This window comes from Aquirufa sp. (assembly GCF_044377215.1).
Taxonomy (GTDB): domain Bacteria; phylum Bacteroidota; class Bacteroidia; order Cytophagales; family Spirosomataceae; genus Aquirufa.
In genome coordinates, this window is the sequence record NZ_JBILJM010000020.1 from 1 (window position 1) to 21,086 (window position 21,086).

Annotated in this window: 16 protein-coding genes and 1 tRNA gene; 9 read left to right on the plus strand and 8 right to left on the minus strand. The window is 42.7% G+C overall.

From position 1 onward, the window contains the following. A partial coding sequence (locus ACIQ6T_RS07440; RefSeq protein ID WP_395785266.1) for a Gfo/Idh/MocA family oxidoreductase occupies window positions 1-1,201 on the plus strand: 1,201 nt, incomplete at its 5' end. Here ACIQ6T_RS07440 and ACIQ6T_RS07445 read toward each other — a convergent pair. Both ACIQ6T_RS07445 and ACIQ6T_RS07450 read right to left on the minus strand, forming a co-directional pair. Next, window positions 1,198-2,349, minus strand: coding sequence for a L,D-transpeptidase family protein (locus tag ACIQ6T_RS07445; RefSeq protein ID WP_395785267.1), 1,152 nt, complete (start codon window positions 2,347-2,349; stop codon window positions 1,198-1,200). The two genes, ACIQ6T_RS07440 and ACIQ6T_RS07445, sit on opposite strands and share 4 nt — an antisense overlap. 31 nt (window positions 2,350-2,380) lie before the next feature. Continuing rightward, window positions 2,381-3,229, minus strand: a complete 849-nt coding sequence (locus ACIQ6T_RS07450) for a helix-turn-helix domain-containing protein (RefSeq protein WP_395785268.1) — start codon at window positions 3,227-3,229, stop codon at window positions 2,381-2,383. Between the two features lie 125 nt (window positions 3,230-3,354). On the opposite strand from ACIQ6T_RS07450, the gene ACIQ6T_RS07455 reads away from it, so the two are divergent. After that, on the plus strand, window positions 3,355-4,305 hold the full coding sequence (locus tag ACIQ6T_RS07455; RefSeq protein WP_395785269.1) for a phytanoyl-CoA dioxygenase family protein: 951 nt from the start codon (window positions 3,355-3,357) through the stop codon (window positions 4,303-4,305). 107 nt (window positions 4,306-4,412) lie between these two features. Here ACIQ6T_RS07455 and ACIQ6T_RS07460 read toward each other — a convergent pair whose 3' ends face one another. Beyond that, window positions 4,413-5,171 (minus strand): LamG-like jellyroll fold domain-containing protein, encoded by a 759-nt coding sequence (locus ACIQ6T_RS07460; protein ID WP_395785270.1) that lies wholly within the window; start codon window positions 5,169-5,171, stop codon window positions 4,413-4,415. A gap of 354 nt (window positions 5,172-5,525) precedes the next feature. On the opposite strand from ACIQ6T_RS07460, the gene ACIQ6T_RS07465 reads away from it, so the two are divergent. Then, window positions 5,526-7,712 carry a B12-binding domain-containing radical SAM protein gene (locus ACIQ6T_RS07465; RefSeq protein WP_395785271.1) on the plus strand — a complete coding sequence of 729 codons (2,187 nt, stop codon included), beginning with the start codon at window positions 5,526-5,528 and terminating at the stop codon, window positions 7,710-7,712. 45 nt (window positions 7,713-7,757) lie between these two features. Here ACIQ6T_RS07465 and ACIQ6T_RS07470 read toward each other — a convergent pair. Beyond that, window positions 7,758-7,834: transfer RNA gene (locus ACIQ6T_RS07470), tRNA-Asp, on the minus strand. A 277-nt stretch (window positions 7,835-8,111) separates the two neighbouring features. Here ACIQ6T_RS07470 and ACIQ6T_RS07475 point away from each other — a divergent pair. Genes ACIQ6T_RS07475 through ACIQ6T_RS07485 form a run of 3 tightly spaced genes read left to right on the plus strand, consistent with a single transcriptional unit; the run spans window position 8,112 to window position 11,155 of the window. Further along, window positions 8,112-8,639: a DinB family protein gene (locus ACIQ6T_RS07475; protein WP_395785272.1), complete on the plus strand. Its 528-nt coding sequence runs from the start codon at window positions 8,112-8,114 to the stop codon at window positions 8,637-8,639. Window positions 8,640-8,647: 8 nt separating this feature from the next. Continuing rightward, window positions 8,648-9,415: a diaminopimelate epimerase gene (gene dapF / locus ACIQ6T_RS07480; RefSeq protein ID WP_395785273.1), complete on the plus strand. Its 768-nt coding sequence runs from the start codon at window positions 8,648-8,650 to the stop codon at window positions 9,413-9,415. A gap of 3 nt (window positions 9,416-9,418) precedes the next feature. After that, complete coding sequence (locus ACIQ6T_RS07485; RefSeq protein WP_395785274.1) at window positions 9,419-11,155, plus strand: phospho-sugar mutase; 1,737 nt, start codon at window positions 9,419-9,421, stop codon at window positions 11,153-11,155. A gap of 132 nt (window positions 11,156-11,287) precedes the next feature. Here ACIQ6T_RS07485 and ACIQ6T_RS07490 read toward each other — a convergent pair whose 3' ends face one another. Continuing rightward, the gene (locus tag ACIQ6T_RS07490; RefSeq protein ID WP_395785275.1) at window positions 11,288-12,880 is read right to left on the minus strand and encodes a peptide chain release factor 3; all 1,593 of its coding nucleotides are present in this window, start codon (window positions 12,878-12,880) and stop codon (window positions 11,288-11,290) included. Between the two features lie 241 nt (window positions 12,881-13,121). On the opposite strand from ACIQ6T_RS07490, the gene ACIQ6T_RS07495 reads away from it, so the two are divergent. Continuing rightward, window positions 13,122-13,841, plus strand: a complete 720-nt coding sequence (locus ACIQ6T_RS07495) for a DUF3800 domain-containing protein (protein ID WP_395785276.1) — start codon at window positions 13,122-13,124, stop codon at window positions 13,839-13,841. 323 nt (window positions 13,842-14,164) lie between these two features. Here ACIQ6T_RS07495 and ACIQ6T_RS07500 read toward each other — a convergent pair whose 3' ends face one another. From ACIQ6T_RS07500 to ACIQ6T_RS07510, 3 genes are all read right to left on the minus strand, one after another. Further along, complete coding sequence (locus ACIQ6T_RS07500) at window positions 14,165-15,613, minus strand: APC family permease (RefSeq protein WP_395785277.1); 1,449 nt, start codon at window positions 15,611-15,613, stop codon at window positions 14,165-14,167. Window positions 15,614-15,676: 63 nt separating this feature from the next. Then, window positions 15,677-18,604, minus strand: a complete 2,928-nt coding sequence (gene secDF, locus ACIQ6T_RS07505) for a protein translocase subunit SecDF (RefSeq protein ID WP_395785278.1) — start codon at window positions 18,602-18,604, stop codon at window positions 15,677-15,679. 138 nt (window positions 18,605-18,742) lie between these two features. Beyond that, entirely contained in the window at window positions 18,743-19,069 is a 327-nt protein-coding gene (locus ACIQ6T_RS07510) for a hypothetical protein (protein WP_395785279.1), read from the minus strand. 83 nt (window positions 19,070-19,152) lie between these two features. Here ACIQ6T_RS07510 and nadC point away from each other — a divergent pair, with 83 nt between their 5' ends. Together nadC and nadA are read left to right on the plus strand one after the other, a co-directional pair. After that, a complete protein-coding gene (nadC, locus tag ACIQ6T_RS07515; RefSeq protein ID WP_395785280.1) occupies window positions 19,153-20,007 on the plus strand; it encodes a carboxylating nicotinate-nucleotide diphosphorylase in 855 nt (284 codons plus the stop codon). Beyond that, window positions 20,004-20,990, plus strand: a complete 987-nt coding sequence (gene nadA, locus ACIQ6T_RS07520) for a quinolinate synthase NadA (protein ID WP_395785281.1) — start codon at window positions 20,004-20,006, stop codon at window positions 20,988-20,990. Before nadC ends, nadA begins: the two co-directional genes overlap by 4 nt. The last annotated feature ends 96 nt before the right edge of the window (window positions 20,991-21,086 follow it).

The window sequence follows — 21,086 nt, forward strand, 5'->3', positions numbered from 1 at the left end:
TTGTGACGTTGACATGGGCGCTCCCCAAACACTAAAAGTGTTAGAGAAATTTCCAAATGTTCCGCGCTTTCAAGACTTTCGCAAGATGTTTGATCAAATGGGAAATCAAATCGAGGCGGTAGCTATTGGTGTACCAGATCATTCCCATTTCCCTATTACGATGATGGCGCTTGGATTAGGGAAACACGTTTTCGTTGAAAAACCGATGGCACGTACCTTTCAAGAGATTGAACTCATGATGGCGGCGGCCAAAAAGCATTCTAAATTAGTTACCCAAATGGGAAACCAAGGTCACTCGGAGGCTAATTTCTTCCAATTTAAAGCATGGAAAGAAGCAGGTATAATCAAAGATGTTACCTCAATGACAGCCCACATGAACTCCCCACGCAGGTGGCATGGTTGGGATCCAAAGATCAAAAGCTTCCCAGCGGCAGAACCTATTCCATCTACATTGGACTGGGATATTTGGCAAGGAGTAGCGCAAACGCATGATTATCAGAAGGATTTTGTTAATGGCCAATGGCGCTGCTGGTTCGATTATGGTCTGGGCGCATTGGGAGATTGGGGTGCACATATTATGGACACTGCACATGAATTTTTGGAATTGGGATTACCGACCGAGATAAATATGCTTCGCGCGGACGGCCATAATGCATTTTTCTATCCGATGTCGTCAACCATCCAATTCAAATTCCCGAAACGCAAGGATATGCCCGCTATGGACATTACCTGGTATGATGGTTTAAATAACCTTCCATCTGTTCCTCAAAACTATGGGACAACTGAATTAGATCCGAATATTCCGCCGGCTAGTAATGGTAAAATCCAACCCGCTAAATTGAATCCGGGTAAGATTATTTATGGTAAAGATTTAACGTTCAAAGGAGGGTCACACGGCTCATCATTATCCATTTTAGGTGATGCAGCCAAAGATTTGAAATTACCTGAAGTACAAAAAAGCCCATCCAACCATTATGCTAATTTCCTTAAAGGGTGTATGGGACAAGAACAAACGCGTTCTCGTTTTGAAATCGCGGGACCATTGAGTCAAGTGTTTGCCTTAGGGGTGTTGGCCCAACGGTTAAATGCGAAGTTGACATTCGATCGCAACACAAAACAAATCACAAATAACGCCTTGGCAAACAAGTTACTTGCGGGCCCTGAACCTAGAAAAGGCTGGGAACAATATTATAAAATCTAATTTCTACCGTAAATATTCGGGTAAAATTTGATTTGGCCGTCGGCATCAAAATCAACCAAACTATACCAAATCACCAGTGGAATAGATCGGTTGATTTTGATGTATCTCGGCGTCAAATCTGAATATGCCGCGTTAACATCTAACGTATCCACCGCCTTGGAATCGGGCTTGAGTAAAAACCGTCCCAAATCAATTGGGCGCTCAACACGGATGCAACTATGACTATAAAAGCGCTTCTCATTTTTAAATAATTTTTTCTCCGACGTATCATGTAGGTACATCCGAAACGGATTGTCAAACTGAAACTTCATGATGCCCAATGTATTCCATTTGCCCGAACGCTGACGCATTTCATAAGGGAAATAATTAGCGTTTAAGCGTGACCAAGGCACTTTTTCAGGCGCAACCTTTCTCCCCTTTGTATCAAATATTTCTAAATGACTAGCATAAAAATACCGTATATTTTTACGAATCTCCGGAACTAATTCCTCTACACTTATACTCCGGGGTACATGCCAATACGGCGTAATGATGACATTTTTTATCGGACTTACTAACGTTTTAGATGGCCTTGAAGCTTTACCTACCACCACGCGCATGGAGGCCTTTTCCACCTGACCATCATATGCCCGTAAAATTGTCGATGGAATATTGACCAAAACAACGGATCGATTTTGGCGCAAGGTGCTAAGCCAACGGTATTCATTGACGGCTTTGATGAGTAAATCCTTTTTTTCGTCTGAGATATTCACTGAATCACGAAGCATGGCCAACAACCGAACCACTTCAGGTGATCGATTAATTAGATGATTAGCTAATGATTTAAAATTTGATGTCAGTTGTATATTTTTACGATCAATTTTCAAACCTTGATAGCGTAAATTAGGTGTTCGATTTCCATCGCGTAGATCTTTAAAAAAAGTTTGCGCAAAGGTATTTACAACTAATGAGTCAATGGGTTTTTGGCCTGTTATCATTGAATCCAATGCGCCACGATTGTAATCTGCTATACGCAAGGCTAGCGATGGAGCAGAACGAATCAAGCTATCTAGGGTGAGCAACTCAGCCAGGGGCATCGTCTTTTTTTGACCTAAACTCGAAAAACCTATGAATAGGCATAAAACGAAAAACATTAAAAAATTCCTCATATGGGCGAATTTAGCCATTATTTAAGGAAATTTAGTTTCCACTCGTCTGTTTCTTGAAAGTTGACGGAGACACCCCAACCCGCTTCTTAAACAATCGGGTAAAGTAGGGCAAATTCTCAAATCCAGCCTCATAACATGTCTCACCAACATGACGTCCTTGGATAAGTAATTTTTTGGCATAATTGACCCTATATTGATTTACAAAGTCAGTATAGGTCAAATGCGTTGCCTGTTTAAAATATCTGCAAAAGGCAGGAACCGACAAACTTACATGCTCTGCAATGAGATGCGTATTGATTGGCTCTAAAAAATGAGCCTCTACATATTGGTACACCTGATGTATGCGTGCTTGCTTTTTCAAAACCAATGCATTCGCAACGGGTCGCGCACCCAATTCCATGTATTCTGCACTCGCGGCTAAATCTTGAAAGATGCCCATCAACTCTATAAATTGACTAAATCGGTCTAAATGATGTAGCTTTTTTAACCTATCTCCAGCTATCCGCTTCGTCTCACCCGTAAATGCCAAACCCTGTTTTGCCCGAGCAACAAGTTCTACAACCTGAGTTAATTCTGGAATTCGTGCCAAACCTTGTTCAAAATAATCCGCCGGAAACTGAATCACCACGGTCTCCACCGTCGCTTTTACTCCATAATCAAAATTCAAATGTGGAATGTACGAACCAATCAGAGCCAGATCACATCCTTCATAGGTAGCTAAATGATCCCCAATATGGCGAATACCCTTTTCTGCTTCTACGTAAACCAACTCAATCTCCGGATGAAAATGCCAATAAAACACCTCATTTAAATTAGGTGTCTGCAAAAATCGAAACGAACTATCCGCATCAGGACGGATGGACTCCAAAGCTATTTTCATACCTAAATTTACCAATTTAATGTATATGTCAAATTAAATTATCAATGCAGGTCAAAAATTGGCGAATACAAAGAAATTCACCTATCGATAAATAGTCGAAATTTGATTCAAGAAAAACAAACTGCATGGAAACGAAAATCCCCAATAATGCTCATTATGAAATTCCTGGCAACCCATCTACTGCAAAAAGTAGCGCACTCAAACTGAATGATCGAAAAAACGGTCGTGCACTTCGTGTGTTAAGCGATGAAGATTGGACGTTTTGGATAACGAATGGCTACGTGGTTATCAAACAGGCAGTTCCGCGCGAGCAAGCGTTAAAAACAGCCGATTTTTTATGGGAATTTGAGGAAAAAGATCCCCATGATTCAGCTACCTGGTACACCGCCCCACGTGCAGAAATGAAAATGAAAGAGTTAGCCGGCACGGGCATGGTAGAATGCTACAATAACCAATTATTATGGGATAATCGATCGCAAAAACGCGTCTATGACGCCTTTGTTGATGTATGGGGAACAGAAAAACTTTGGGTCACCATTGACCGAGCCAATCTGAACTTTCCTATTCGACCTGGCCACGAATACAAAGCCTTTATTCATTGGGATTATGACCCAGAAACAAAACCGGTCAATGTACAAGGGGTACTCGCTTTAGCGGACCAACTCGACGAAAACATGGGAGGATTTCAGTGCATCCCTGAATTATTTCGTTCCTACGATACCTGGAAATTAACCCAACCCGATGACCGCGACCGCTTCAAACCAGATATCACCGGTTTTACCCCCACCAAAGTTAAGTTGGCAGCCGGTGATTTATTAATCTTCAACAGCACTCAGCCACATGGAATTCGTGCAAACAATAGCGACAAGGTACGCTGTGCCCAATATATATCCATGATGCCAGCTGAAGAGGACAATGCTTCATTGAAAGATTGGCGCATCAACTCCTGGAAAGACCGCATAGCACCCGAGGGATATGCATTTCCAGGCGACCCAAGGAAATGGGAACAAACAAAATACACTACTGCTAAACTAAATGATCTAGGCAGAAAAATTCTAGGCCTCGATGCTTGGTAAAGCATTTTTGACCTCAAATCAAGTTCTTGATTTTAAGTTTAGGAGAGGATCAAAATCCCCCATTTCCCCCTACCTTTGGCAAACCTTGGAGGATTGCCAAAGGTAAGTTAAAAACCATTTTTGTAAAGCTGCAAAATTTCCGCTTCCGTCAGAGTTCGTGACCATATCCCAAGCTCATCGATTTGCCCTTCGGCGTTAAGTCCCTTCGGAAAACCACCTCCCATTCGATTCACACCTGAAGATTCCAGCGCATTCAAAAAGACAGCCCCCACCGTTTGTTGCATAAATCGAACCCCGTTTTTATACACCGTCACTTCACCCGAAGTCGTAATCCCCTTCACCTCCGAAAATTGAATCACATAAAATTCCCATAAATTTGGCGTAAACGGAATATTCATTCGAAAAATAGACAAAACGCCTAGCTTTAGCTCCAACGAATAATTTTGACTACTCCCCTCAGCCCCCAAACTAAAACCATAGCGTGAACTAGCTGTAATTCCTGCAACCTTTTCTTGACGTTCAAATTGATTGTCCCAAATAAATAATGGCAACTTGGCATCTGATTTTTTGGCCCAAAAACAGATGGTACTCGTTTGTTTCAACAAACCTGAAGGCACCTCAGCAGCGGTAGGTTGAACGGACGAGAAAACTAAAGAAGCCTTGGATTTCCCCAAATGATCCACTGAGAAAACAGCCTTATCCAACTTAGCATGTCGCAGGTTTCCCGATACATCCAATAGATTCCCATTCAGGGGATAATATGCGACCAATCCGTCTTGAAGCGATTTGGCAACGGGGGAAATTGATTCCTGTTTGGAACATGAAGCCAAACCAAGTGCCAATGAAAAGAAAAAAATCAGTTTCATTAAATACAAATTAGTTCGTTAAAAGGTGTGTGCAAGATATCTTTTTTCTACATAAATCAGCCTGGCACATCAACGAATTGTGCAAGAACTAGTCTTGATTGTATAATCCCCCAACTCATTTTGGTCGGCATACTATTCCCCCTAACCTTTGGCAATCCTTAAAGGTTTGCCAAAGGTAAAGGTTAGGAATTTGAAAAATTAAAAATTGGAACGAAATCCAAGAAGCTGGACAAAAAAATCAGTTTTTACCTTATCGCCACATTCCCAAAACACTACCTTTGGCAATCCTCCAAGGTTTGCCAAAGGTAAGGGGAGGCTTTTCTTTTAGCCGCTTTTCAAGTACTTTTGACATCCATGAGCACAAAAAATCCGAAAGTATTTTTTATAACCCCACCATTTACACAATTAAATACGCCCTACCCAGCAACGGCTTATTTAAAGGGATTTATGAATACGAAAGGATTGGCGTCTTGTCAGGCCGACTTAGGTTTGGAGGTTATCCTACAACTATTTTCAAATACAGGACTCCAACAATTATTTGAATACATTGAAGGATCTGGAGAAAAACTGAATGAGAATGGTCAGCGGATGCTCCGACTCAAAAAGTCTTACCTGCGAACCATCGACCCGGTTATATCCTTTCTGCACGACAAAAATCCAACAATGGCGCACGTCATTGCCGAACAGAATTACCTACCTGAGGCATCCCGTTTTCAGCAAATAACGGATTTAGAATGGGCTTTTGGCAGTATGGGTACACGTGATAAAGCGAGGCATTTGGCAACACTTTACCTAGAAGATATTTCAGATTTAATCATAGAGGCCGTTGATCCACATTTTGGTTTCAGCCGCTATGCTGAAAGGCTTGGTAGATCAGCATCAACATTTCATGAATTACACCAAGCACTTGATGCACCTCTTACGTACATCGATGAATTACTGGTCGCACTTTTAGACTCCAAAATCCAACAAGAAAAACCCGATCTAGTCGCCATAACGGCACCATTTCCAGGTAATTTATACAGTGCATTGCGCTGTGGACAATGGATTAAAAAACACCATCCACATATTAAAGTAGCTTTTGGTGGTGGATATGCAAATACTGAATTGCGCTCCTTAAAAGAACCTCGTGTTTTTGAATTTGTCGACTTCATCACGTTGGATGATGGGGAAACGCCTTTGATGAATCTTTTGGAACATCTACAAGGCAATCGAGAGTTGAAAGATTTGAAACGAACCTTTTGCTGCATTGATGGATCTGTTACCTACCTGAATGGATCGAAGGATTCTGACGTGAAACAAAAAGATGTGGGCACCCCAGATTACACCGGTTTACCATTAGAAAACTATTTGTCGGTGATCGAAATTGCCAATCCGATGCACCGCTTGTGGAGTGATGGCCGATGGAATAAATTGACCTTAGCACATGGCTGTTATTGGGGTAAATGTACCTTTTGTGACATCTCATTATCTTATATCAAAGACTACGAATTCACCTCGGCACCCATGTTAGTTGACAGGATTGAAGCCATGATTACCCAAACCGGCAACAACGGTTTTCATTTTGTAGATGAAGCTGCACCGCCGGCATTGATGCGTGATGTGGCATTGGAAATTATCCGCAGGGATTTGACGGTTGTTTGGTGGACAAATATTCGATTTGAGAAGAGTTTTACAAAGGATTTATGCCAACTCCTGGTGAGGTCAGGCTGTATTGCCGTTTCGGGTGGATTGGAAGTTGCCTCCGACCGATTATTGACATTAATCGACAAAGGCGTTACGGTCGAACAAGTTGCCCAGGTAGCTGACCATTTTACACAAGCAGGCATATTAGTGCATGCTTATTTGATGTATGGCTTTCCAACACAAACTGCACAAGAAACGGTTGATTCGCTGGAAGTGGTTCGTCAATTCATTGAAAATGGGGTGATACACTCTGGTTTTTGGCATCAATTTGCCTTGACGGCGCATAGTCCAGTGGGCCTAAATCCGGACGCATATCACATCAAAATACTAAACCCTGAACCCGGTAGCTTTGCTAATAATGATTTAGAACATGCGGATCCGACGGGAACGGATCATGCCCAATTTAGTGAGGGGCTAAAAAAATCGTTGTTTAATTACATGCATGGCATTGGATTAGACATGCCGCTACAGGAATGGTTCGATTTTAAGATTCCTCGTACACAAATTCCTAAAAACTACGTTGCACGTATTTTAGCCCCAAAACCAGAAGAATTCCCCAAACCCAATGCTAAAATTTGTTGGCTCGGACCCATTCCTTCCATGGAAAAACGCTCTCGAGGTAAGTACATATTGCAAATGAGTTTGGGACGGGACGAGGAGGAATTAATAGTTTCTGAGCAATTGGGTATGTGGCTTGTTAACATATTAGCGCGCATCTCACTTGGACCTACCAAAACATGGACATTTGAGGAATTCCAAAAGGAGTTTAATCAATCAGGTTTGAGAGATTTTAGAAATTTTTGGGAGGGAGAAATCGTAGATGAATTGCGGGAAATGGGATTGCTGGTGATATAGCAATAAATAAAAAAGCCTCAGATTTCTCTGAAGCTTTAACCAAGTTGGCGGTCCGGACGGGACTCGAACCCGCGACCCCATGCGTGACAGGCATGTATTCTAACCAACTGAACTACCGGACCGTTTGGTATTTGGTGGCACAAAATTAGGAAAATTCTACTTGGATGCAATAGGTCTACTAAAAAAATAGTAAAAATATAGGCTTAAATTGAGCTAATTGCTTTATCCAATTGAAAATCACGGCTTTGCAAGTTTGCCAAATGAATGGTTCCAAATCTAAAAAAAATCAGTTACTCGATATTCTTTATCATTTAATCAAATCAAAAATTCCCTTTTCCCCCCTACCTTTGGCAAACCTTGGAGGATTGCCAAAGGTAAGTGAAAAAAATAACTCTAGAAATGCATTTTCCTGCCAACTACGAATACCCGAATGCTCCATACTTTGCGGAATACTTGAATTTTCCTGTTGAGGCAAATCTCTTCGAAGTATACGAAACGCAAACGGCTGAAATTCTACATATTTACAACAAACTCAGCGAGCAAGAGGGCAATTATGCCTATGCCGAAGGAAAATGGAGTCTGAAAGAACTTCTCGGCCACATGGTCGACTCGGAGCGTATTTTTGCTTACCGCGCCTTGGTTATTTCCCGTGGAGAAATGCAATCCCTACCCGGCTTTGACGAGAATGAATACATGCAACATGCCGGTTATGAAAACCAGTCCTTGGCAGCAGTTATAATACAATACCAAACCACACGAGCCGCAACCATAGCACTAGTTCAATCCTTCACGCTAACGCAAGGAAATGCAATTGGGCTTGCCAATGGTCACAAAATCAGTGTACGCGCATTAGCCTGGATGATCGCCGGACACGAAAAACATCATCTTAACATAATTCAAGCTCGATACTTAGCACATTTTTCTTAATTTCGTCCATGCAATTTTATAAATACCAAGGAACCGGGAACGACTTTATCATCATTGATGACCGAAGCCTAACGTTTCAACTCGACACTGCAGGGATTGCCCAACTCTGCCACCGCCGTTTTGGCATAGGCGCTGACGGACTAATGTTATTGCAAAATGAAACTGGCTACGATTTCCGCATGGTTTATTTCAATGCAGATGGTACCGAAGGAACCATGTGTGGAAATGGTGGTAGATGTTTAGTTCAATTCGCAGCAGAACAAGGTATCGTACAAGAAAAAGCACATTTTATTGCGATGGATGGACCGCATTTGGCTCACATCACTCCTGAAACCATATCATTACAAATGCAAGATGTAGCGAACATCGCCCAGCATGACGATGACTATTTTACCAATACCGGTTCCCCGCATGTGGTGCGTTACGTCCAACAAGTACAATTCACGGATGTGAAGAACATTGGTGCAGCAATTCGTTATTCGGAAGCTTATCTAGGCCAAAACGGAACGAATGTGAATTTCGCTGAGAAATTAGATCCCCAAACCCTCTTCGTTCGGACTTACGAGCGTGGCGTGGAAGATGAAACCTACTCGTGCGGAACGGGCGTTACAGCAGCTGCTTTAGTTTCAAACGCCACCAAAGGCATGAGCAGCCCCATTCAAATCAAGACTTTAGGCGGCGAATTAGCCGTGCAATTCGAAGGCAATAGCACCGACGGATACACCCAAATATTTTTAATTGGCCCAGCCAAACACGTTTTTACCGGAGAAATTTAGGATATGACATTTGACGCAACGACCCAAGCAAACATCGACCAATGGTTAAACGGCCCGTACGACGCCGAAACCAAAGGACAAATCCAAGCGTTGATCGTAGCCGGCGAACAGACCGCTTTGACGGATTCCTTCTACAAATCCCTGGAATTTGGGACGGGCGGGATGCGCGGCGAAATGGGCGTAGGTTGCAACCGCATGAATCAATACACCGTGGGCGCAGCGACGCAAGGTTTTGCGAATTACCTAAACAAATGTCTTCCGGGTCAAAAAATCAAAGTGGCTATCGCCCACGATTCCCGAAACAATTCCCCGGAATTTACACGCATCGCCGCAAATATCTTCACGGCCAATGGCATTGAGGTTTACCTCTTCCCTGCCTTACGCCCTACCCCACAATTATCGTTCACGGTACGCGAGTTGGGCTGCCAAGCCGGCCTAGTCATCACCGCATCCCATAACCCCAAGGAATACAATGGCTACAAGGCATATTGGGCCGATGGCTCGCAGGTCGTAGCGCCGCATGATAAGAACATCGTGGCGGAAGTGAACGCCATATCAACGGTTGCTGATATCAAATTTGAAGGAAATGATTCCTTATTACACTTATTGGACGAGTCGATTGACACGGCTTATTTGAAAACCATCCAAGCGAATTGTCGGAAACCGGAGGTCATTCAGCGTCAAAAAGACTTAAAAATTGTCTTCTCTCCGATCCACGGAACGGGCATTACCCTAGTACCAAAAGCATTGGAACTTTTAGGTTTTGAGGCGGTAACGGTCGTGGAAGAGCAAGCGATTCCAGATGGTAATTTCCCAACCGTCGTATATCCGAATCCAGAGGAAAAGGAAGCGATGACGTTGGCCTTAAACAAAGCCAAAGCAATCGATGCGGATTTGGTAATTGCAACGGATCCAGATGCGGATCGCGTGGGAGCGGCAGTGAAGAACCAGCACGGCGAATGGGTACTGTTGAACGGCAACCAAATGGCGAGTTTGATTCTATATTATTTATTGAAAGTGACGGATTTGAAAGGGAATGAATTTGTTGCCAAAACGATCGTTACCACGGATTTGATTGATAAAATGTGTGCGTCCAAAGGCGTCACATGCTACAATACCTTAACTGGCTTTAAATATATCGCGCAGGTTATCCGCGAGTTAGAGGGCAAAGAAAAGTTCATTGGCGGTGGCGAAGAGTCATACGGCTATTTAATTGGCGATGCAGTCCGCGACAAAGACGCTGTGGCCTCTTGTGCGATGATTGCAGAATTAACCGCTTATGCCAAAGATCAGGGCAAATCCCTGTTCGACTTCCTAGCAGAAATGTACATCGAGAACAATTTCTATTATGAAGGTCTTATTTCGCTTACCAAAAAGGGTAAAGTGGGTGCCGAGGAAATTAAGCAAATGATGATCAATTTACGTTCGAACGTCCCTGCATCGGTAGCTGGATCTAAACCGGTAACTGTTTTGGACTACGAAGGCCTGGTTTCCACAGACCTATTGACGGGAAAACAAACGCCTATTGCAGTTGGCCTAGGCATCGAAGCCTCCAACGTTATTCAATTAATCCTCGCCGACGGCTCAAAAGTCTCCGCCCGACCTTCCGGCACGGAACCGAAGATCAAATTCTATGTATCTGTGAATGCGCCTTTAGCGTCTGCAGCTGATTTCGATAAGACTTTCGCCAACTTGCAAGAGAAGGTTGGGGTGATTCAGAAGGATTTAGGATTAGTGTAGCTCTTTGGCAAACCTTTCAGGATTGCCAAAGTTTGAGATGCGTAGCATCGATTCTCATGAATAAATTAAACAAAGTAATCGGCGCGAAAAGCGCCTCAAACTTTGGCAAAGCTTGAAGCTTTTCCAAAGAGACTAGGCCAACTTAAACTCACTTGTAAAGTGGAATTCAATCTCGGGATTGTTCGTTTGGTTCATGCGAAGAATCCAATCGGAATCCGCCAAGAACACGTAATTCCCATCTTTATCTTGGGCAATGTTTTGGCCTTTTAAACGCACAAATTCTTGTAGTTTTTTCGGGTCTTCGGAGGTAATCCAACAAGCCTTAGTCACCGACATTCCATCAAAGCGACATTTAGCGCCGTATTCATGCTCCAAACGGTACTGAATAACTTCATATTGTAAATCTCCCACCGTTCCCACAATCTTGCGATTGCCTAATTGGGGCTGCGTAAATAATTGAGCAACACCCTCGTCGGTAAGCTGATCAATCCCCTTTTCCAATTGCTTGGACTTCATCGGGTCTAAGTTGATGAGTTCCTTGAAAATCTCCGGCGAAAAGCTCGGAATTCCTTGGTAATTCATAACCTCCCCTTCCGTCAAAGTATCGCCAATTTTAAACGTACCTGTATCATATAAACCAATTACGTCGCCCGGGAAACCTTCGTCAACGACCTCTTTATCTTGGGCCATGAAATTATAGGGATTCGCGAAACGGACATTCTTCTTCAAGCGAATATGTTGGTAAAACGTATTGCGGTGAAACACGCCTGAGCATATACGTAAAAACGCAATTCGGTCGCGGTGTTTCGGATCCAAATTCGCGTGAATCTTAAATACGAATCCAGTAAATTTCTTCTCATTAGGTTCCACCATACGCACGTCGGTTCCACGCGCTTGGGTAGATGGAGCGATTTTGGTGAAAGTGTCCAACAATTCTTGTATGCCAAAGTTGTTGACCGCCGAGCCGAAAAACACAGGTGCTAACTCACCGCGTAGATATTCTTCTCGATCAAAAGTTTCGTACACGCCTTCAATCAAATCCACATCTTCACGTAGCTGATTCGCGTCACGTTCTCCCACGCGCGTATCCAATTCAGGCGTGGCAATATCGACCGATACTACATTCTTCTCAATCTTCGTTTTGTTGGCTGAGAACAAGTTCAACGAGCGATCCAATAAATGATAAACGCCTTTGAAGTTTTGACCCATATTAATTGGCCAAGTCAGAGGACGTACTGAAATTTTCAATTTTTGCTCTAATTCATCGAGTAGGTCAAAGGGATTCTGACCCTCACGATCCATCTTGTTGATGAATATAATCACCGGCGTCTTCCGCATGCGACAAACTTCCATCAAACGCTCGGTTTGTTCCTCGACACCCTTCACGCAATCGATGACCAAAATCACTGAATCCACAGCCGTCAAAGTCCGATATGTATCCTCCGCAAAGTCCTTGTGACCGGGGGTATCCAAGATGTTGATTTTTACATCATTATACTCAAATGTCATGACGGAAGTCGCGACCGAGATACCTCTTTGGCGTTCAATTTCCATAAAGTCGGAGGTCGCCCCCTTCTTAATCTTATTCGATTTCACCGCCCCAGCCGTTTGAATAGCCCCTCCAAAAAGTAGCAATTTTTCCGTTAGCGTCGTTTTTCCCGCATCGGGGTGAGAGATGATACCAAAGGTCCGTCGTTTGGCAATTTCCGCGTCAATCTTTTGCATAATGATAAATCAAGGTGCAAAAATACGCCAAAAATATCGCTTAGGCAAAGGCCCTTGTCTCTTTGGCGAAGCTTGGCGCTTTGGCAAAGTTTGAGATGCGTAGCATCGATTCCCCCTAGGCTAAAGCCTAGGGTTAGCAATAACCCCAAATTTAAACCTGAGACACTTCGGTACTTGATCAACAAGTTGATATTGTGATTACCGGCACCCGTAACCTAGCTATTTCCTATTAGCTTCCATTATGAAATACTATCTATTCATTGATGAATGCGGGGACCATGGTCTGACTAAAATTGACTTTCATTTCCCTATGTTTCTCATCTGCGGCATACTTATAACCGACAATGAAAACGAAAAATTAAAATCAAAAATGTCTAAAATGAAAACGTTTTTTTGGCAAGACCATACCCCCATTTTTCACTCTCGTGAAATAAGAAAATGTGCTAATGAATATAAAATATTGCTTGATAAAAAAACTAAATTAAAATTTTACCGAGAACTAAATAAAATTCTTGAGAGACAAACATATTCGATTATTCCTGTTGGCCTTAATAAATTCAACTACGTGAAAAAATATGGGAATTTGGGAAATGACCCCTATGAATTGTGCCTTTCTAATGTCTTTGATTTATGTATTTCATATTTAAAGAAACAATCACATGCAAATGAATTAATAATCGTTTTAGAAAAAAGAGGTGAAAAAGAAGACAATAAATTAGCCTCTCACATCACTAAAATTATTTCGAAAGGAACCTTTAAAAACTCGATTGAATCTTTTAAATCATTTCGTATTACCTTCAAATTCAATCATAAAAAAGAAGATTTAATCGGCTTACAAATTGCAGATTTAACAGCATATCCAATTGCCAAATATCTATTGAATGAACAAGCTTTAAATCCTGCTTTTGATATTATAGCGATAAAAATCCTTCAACCTTTGAAAAAGATATTAATTAGATAAAATAAAAGAGCCAATGCGATGAACATTGACTCTTATACCGACCAGGCTACACCCAATCCAATGCAAATGTATAAAATAAATTAGCAATGCGTTCCAATCCTACTGATAATCTCAAATATTAATAACAACAGACTTTATTCTAAAGACAGATACAGCGCCACACAGCCTGCGGCTGGAAACCCCTAGGCTAAAGCCTAGGGGTATTAATAACCTAGACTAAAGTCTGGGGAATCGGCGCGAAAAGCGCCTCAAACTTTGGCAATCCTGAAAGGTTTGCCAAAGAAAAAACCCATAAAAAAAGCCCCTTATTCAGGGGCTTCTAATTACTCTCTCGTATTCAGATGCGAACGCGGTCGGCCATACACGAAGTAAACCACCAACCCAAACACCAACCACGCTATAGCGAAAATCTGTGCCGTCCGACCTAAATTAAAAATCAAAAAGGTATTCACAATGATTCCCAAAGGAGCCACAATGTTTAACCCAGAAACCTTAAATGGACGATCACGACCTGGATCACGGAAACGTAAAATCCATACCGCTAAACAAACCATCGTAAAGGCAAATAAAGTACCAAAGCTCGTCATATCTCCCAATAAAGAAATAGGGGTCAATCCAGCCACAATCGATACCGCAGCACCTACCAATATCGTCGATTTCCAAGGCGTCTTGAACGTTGGGTGAATCTCAGCAAAAAACTTTGGCAATAAACCATCTTTCGCCATGCCCAAGAAGACACGCGTTTGGCCTAACATCATCACCAACATCACCGAAAGTAATCCTGCTGTCGCCGCTGCCGTAATCACAAACACCGCCCAAGGCTGACCCGCAACATCAAATGCATACGCTACTGGCGCTTTCAAAGCATCCCCCGTGATATCCTTGTAATTCAACATACCCGTTAAAACCAATGATACGGCAATGTACAAAACAGTGCAAATCAACAACGAAGCAATAATCGCGAAAGGCATATCCTTCTTTGGATTAATTGCCTCACCTGCCTGTGTTGAAACCGCATCAAATCCGATGTAAGCAAAGAAAATCGCCGATGCACCAGAAATAATACCACCCCAACCATACGCAGGCAACATTTCACCACTCTCATGCTCAACCAACGTTTCCTCCGGTATGAAGGGAGTCCAGTTAGCCACATCAATGTAAAATGCCCCCATGATAATCACAAAAAGAATGACAGCTACCTTCAAAACAACAATCATGTTGTTCGCACTCGCCGCCTCTTTGATCCCTTTCACTAAAATCCAAGTCACAAACCACACTATAATCAATGCAGGTAAATTCACAGAAGGCCCCCCAAATGAAACGGGATCATTCGTTAAATTTTCCGGTAAATGTATCCCAAAGAGGTGTAAGAGCTTATTGAAATAGCCAGACCACGACACCGCAACGGTCATCGCACCCATGGCGTATTCGAGGATTAATCCCCAACCAATAATCCAGGCAAATAACTCACCAACGGTTCCATAGGCATACGCATACGCACTACCTTCCACCGGCAACATCGCCGCAAATTCAGCATAGCATAGCGCGGCAAAAATACAGCCAATACCCGCTATAACGAATGAAAGTGCCAAGGCTGGTCCCGCATGATAATGCGCAGCCGTCCCCGTTAACACGAAAACACCACCACCAATAATCGCACCGATACCGATGGCCGTTAAACTCCATTTACCCAATACCCGCTTGAGCTCACTTTTTTGCATGTCTTGCTCAAACATATGCATGGGTTTCTTTCTCCAGATACTGTTATTCATAGTTGATAAAATTTAAAAAATACATTAATGCCGGCCACCCTCTCGAACAACCGGCATCAAAACTTATTTCTTTGGTTTAGATGATGTTGCTAAGTCAATCACAATAGGCGCCGCCACAAAAATAGACGAATATGCACCAAATACAACCCCTATAAACATCGCAAACGAGAATCCACGTAATACGTCACCCCCGAAAATCAACAACACCGTAACTACTAAGAATACGGTTGTTGCCGTCATTACCGTACGTGACATGGTATGGTTAATCGACTCATTGATCGTTTTGATCATCAATTGTTTATTACCCAAATCTGGATTAATACCAATTTCCTCACGGATACGGTCAAACACAACCACCGTATCATTAATTGAATAACCAATAACGGTCAAGACCGCTGCAATGAATACTTGGTCAACCTCCAATTCAAATCCGAACAAACGAACGATTCCAACCATACCCAATACAACAAAAGTATCATGTAATAAAGCTACAATACCACCTAATGAATATTGCCACTTACGGAAACGAATCAAGATGTAAATAAAGATCGCAATCAAAGCATAGAAAATTGATACAAATGATTGCATCAAAATATCATCCGCAACAGTCGCTCCTACTTTCGACTCAGATACTACTTTGGGAGCAGCTGAAGCAAAATCCTTCAAACCTGTTTCCAATGCCGTACGAACCGTATTGTTTGCAGTAATTGATTCATCTTCAACCAAATATGACGTAGTTACTTTCAATTTTGTATCGCTGTTAAATGTTTTCACCTCAACACCTTTTCCACCAAAATCATCAACCAACGCCGCTTTCACTTTTTCAGTTGAAACCGCTTGATTAAACTCAATCACATACGAACGACCTCCTTTGAAATCAACACCTAAGTTGAAGCCACCTTGCATAAACACCACAATCGCTCCAATGGCAATTAATGACCATGAGAACCAGTATGAATATTTACGCTTTCCAATAAAGTCAAAGTTCATGCCTTTGAACAAATCACGTGAAATGAATGTCTCAAACGTCATTTCCTTCTCCTTACCTGCCTTGATCGCACGTTTTGCCATCCAGTTCACCAACAAGTGGGAAATGTACACCGCAGAAAATACCGACGTAACCAAGCCAATACAAAGCGTCACACCAAATCCTTTCACAGATCCTGAACCGAAAATGATTAAGATAATACCAATCAAAATCGTTGTAATGTTTCCATCCAAAATCGCACTTAATGCTTTTTCATAACCCATATTAATGGCGTCCAACAAACCTTTACCTGACCGCAATTCCTCACGAATACGCTCATTAATAAGTACGTTGGCATCTACCGCCATACCCAATGTCAACACGATACCCGCGATACCTGGCAAGGTTAATGCTGCTTGGATTTGAACCAAAACACCTGCGATAAAGAACACGTTGAAGAATAAGGCCAAATTAGCCATCCAGCCTGGAGTTCCATAGTAACCTACCATGAACACAATAACCAAAACTAATCCCAATAACATGGACATATAACCTTGATTGATTGCCTCCGCTCCTAATGAAGGACCTACAAATGCATCTTCCACAATACGCGTTGGCGCTGGTAATTTACCCGCCTTCAATACGTTCGCTAAGTCTTTTGCCTCCTCAACAGTGAAGCTACCCGAGATCGAAGAACGACCACCTGGAATTTCTCCGTTGATAACCGGAGCTGAGTATATGTATCCATCTAATACGATGGCAATGCGCCGACCGATGTTCGCGCCTGTCAAGTTTTTCCAAATACGAGCACCCGTTCCATTCATCGACATCGTTACTTCTGCACGACCTGTTTGGTCAAAATCTTGAGCTGCATCCGTGATGACGTCACCTTCCAAAGGAGCCTTTTGGCCTTCTGCTTGTTTCAAAGCCTCCAATGACAAAATCTCATCGCCATTCGTTGCTGGAATACCTTTCGCTGCCCACGCAAACTTTAAATTTGCTGGGAAAAAACCACGCACATCCGCACGACGAAACAAAGCATTAACACGAGCCGTATCTTTGACATACACCCCTATTCCATTTCCTGTTTGAATAAATAATTTCGTTAAAGCAGAACCAGCGGATGTATCCGCCTTTGCTTTGCCTGCAGAATCTTTAGCTGGAGCCGCTAATTGAGACGCCAACGCATTACTTGTTGTGTCTTTCGCTGGAGATGCTGCTGGAGCCGCCGCTACTTTCGGAGCTTTCGCCTCACGATCTAAAATAGCACCTAATGCATTTAAGCCAGCACCATATTCGTTCAATTCATAACATTCCACAAACTCCAATTTCGCTGCACCTGATAATAACTTGCGTGCACGCTCTGGATTTTCTACACCAGGTAATTCAACCTGAATACGGTTTGAACCTGGTAAACGTTGGATGTTTGGATTCGCAACACCAAACTTATCAATACGTGCTTGAATAATCTTGTACACACGATCAACAGCTCCGTCAATCTCCGCATCAATCACACGCTTAACTTGTGTGTCCGTAGATGTAGATGAAATTTTACCCCGGTTAACTGAATTAGAAAATACAGATGCCAATGTTTGCTTCGGAGCAATACGAGCGAATGCATCGTAAAACAATTCATTAAACGATGACGTCGACGTTGCTTGTGCAGCACTTGCTTCTGCTAAGGCTTTCTCGAAGTTTGGGTCATTCGACTGTCCAGAAAGTGCCCGTAAGATTTCAACTGGTGAAACCTCTAATACGGCGTGTAAACCACCTTCCAAATCAAGACCTTTTTGCAACGCATATTGCGTTACCTCTTGTAAGGTATATCCAATATATACAGGTTGCTTCCAAAGGGAATCAATGAAATGTAAACGCTTAGCCGCATCCACTTTGCCATCGGCAGCCGTAGCATACTTAATTGCTTGTTCTTTTAATTGGTTTGACTTCCATGTAAACGAAAGGAAGAAAATACATAGGGCTGAAATGATTGTTGACAGCCAAATAATGGCACTTTTGTAACGCATAACTTTATTTTTAAAATGTAAAAGGTGTTTTGTAAATGAACGTTTCCTTCGGACTAATTCCCTCCGGACTGACAACTGACAACTGACTACTGGTCACTGACAACTGACTACTAGTCACTGACGACTAGCGACTGTACCTCAGGGCGCCAGTGTGGCTATAAATTGAGTTAATAAGATTCGCATAAATTGAGTCCGGTGTATTATGGACGGCAATTTACACGCTAATTGAGGGGCTTGCACCGAGAAAATTTGCACACTCGGGAAGACAAAATCCTGCGGAAAATCGACATTCGTACTTGAGCTAACTTGATACACATGTTGCTCAGCAACTTGTATCGTCTTCTGCTGTTTCTCCGTTTTTACTTTTGCTTGGTCGGCCTTTACCAAAGATATCGGCTTCGCCACCAGCCAAAAAAGCACGGGCATAAACAACAATAAATGGAAAATATTAACCTTCTTTTGCATGATAGTGAGCAAAAATAGGATAAATTTCTTAGAAATCAATTCGGAAAGGAATTTTCGTAAATTTGCGTTTCGAAAAAGCCGCCATGTTTAATTATTTAGAACCTTCTTACCTACAATCGTTCATTCAATCTGCCTTGGCAGAGGACATTGGAGATGGTGATCACACCTCCCTTTCGACCGTTCCTGCTGAAGCAAAAGGCTCGGCCCAATTACTTGTCAAAGACCTTGGAGTTTTGGCGGGTGTGGAATTAGCTTTGGCGATTTTTAAGGAAGTTGACCCCATTTTAGCTGTGCAGGTTTTCATCCACGATGGCACCTGGATCGAACCAGGCCAAGTGGTTTTGGAAGTCAGTGGTTCTTCACAATCTATCTTAAAAGCAGAACGTTTGGTATTGAATTGCATGCAACGCATGTCGGGCATCGCCACATACACGCGTTCTTTAGTGAATATCTTAGAAGGGACCCGTGCCAAATTATTGGATACACGCAAGACGACGCCCAACTTCCGTTTAGCGGAAAAATGGGCCTGCAAAATTGGAGGTGCCGTGAATCACCGATACGGTTTGTTTGACATGATCCTCATCAAAGACAACCACATTGACTTTGCGGGTGGAGTAAAAGCGGCTTTAGAAAAAGCATTTACCTATAACGCATCCATGCCTACTCCCTTGTCGATTGAAATCGAGGTGCGCAACGAGGATGAATTAGATCAAGTAATGGCCATCGGTGGCGTCCAACGAATCATGTTGGACAATTTCAGCCCCGAACGCCTCCGCACAGCGATCCGGAAAATTGACGGCAGGTTCGTCACCGAAGCATCTGGCGGAATCAATGAACAAACGCTCCGCGCCTATGGCGAAACGGGAGTTGATTATATCTCTGTAGGTGCCCTAACGCACCAAGTGAAAAGTTTAGACCTTAGCCTGAAAGCGAAATGAATTTAGTAGACGAAGCCAAAGCCGTCGGGTATATTGCCCGCTCTACCCCAAAAGGAGTCGAGTTAATAACAGAAATCCAGCGCCTAAAAAAGGAAAAAAACGCCGTGATTTTGGCGCATTATTATGTAGATGGGGAGATTCAAGAATTGGCTGATTTTGTTGGCGATTCACTCGGATTATCCCAAGCGGCTGAAAAAACGGAAGCGGATTTAATTGTTTTTTGTGGCGTTCATTTCATGGGCGAAACAGCTAAAATCTTGAACCCATCTAAAAAAGTGGTGGTTCCTGATTTCAACGCGGGATGCTCGTTGGCCGATTCAGTTCCCGTAGCTGAATTTGCCGCTTTGAAAGCCAAACATCCAAATGCGATTGTAGTTTCGTACATCAACTGCTCTGCCGATATAAAAGCGATGACTGATATCATTTGTACCTCTTCCAATGCGGTTCAAATCGTCGAGTCTATTCCAGCAGATCGTGAAATCATCTTTGCGCCAGATGCAAATTTAGGTCGGTACGTAGCCCACAAAACAGGCCGCGATTTAATTCTTTGGGAAGGGGCCTGCATGGTGCATATTGATATTTCTTTAGAGAAATTAGCTGTTTTAAAGCAGGAATACCCAGATGCTTTGTTGATCGCCCACCCGGAATGCAAGGAGGTTATCCTGAAAGAAGCGGACTATGTGGGATCGACAACTGCTTTATTGAAATTCGTAGAAACTTCCCCGAACGCTACCTTCATTGTAGCAACCGAAGCGGGAATCCTACACAAAATGAAGCAAGCGGTACCGCATAAGCATTTGATTCCGGCACCGGCCAATGAGCAAAATACGTGTGCTTGCTCCGAATGTCCCTACATGAAAATGAATACGCTCGAGAAGTTGTACAATGCCTTATACTACGAACTACCTGAAATTCATTTAGAAGAATCCATCCGAATCCCGGCCTATAAGGCAATGAAAAAGATGCTGGAAATTTCCGCCTAGTAGAGACGCGAGGTGCGAAGTCGCTTTGGCAAACCTTTTAGGATTGCCAAAGTTTGAGATGCGCAGCATCGATTCCTACACCTAGGATTAAACATC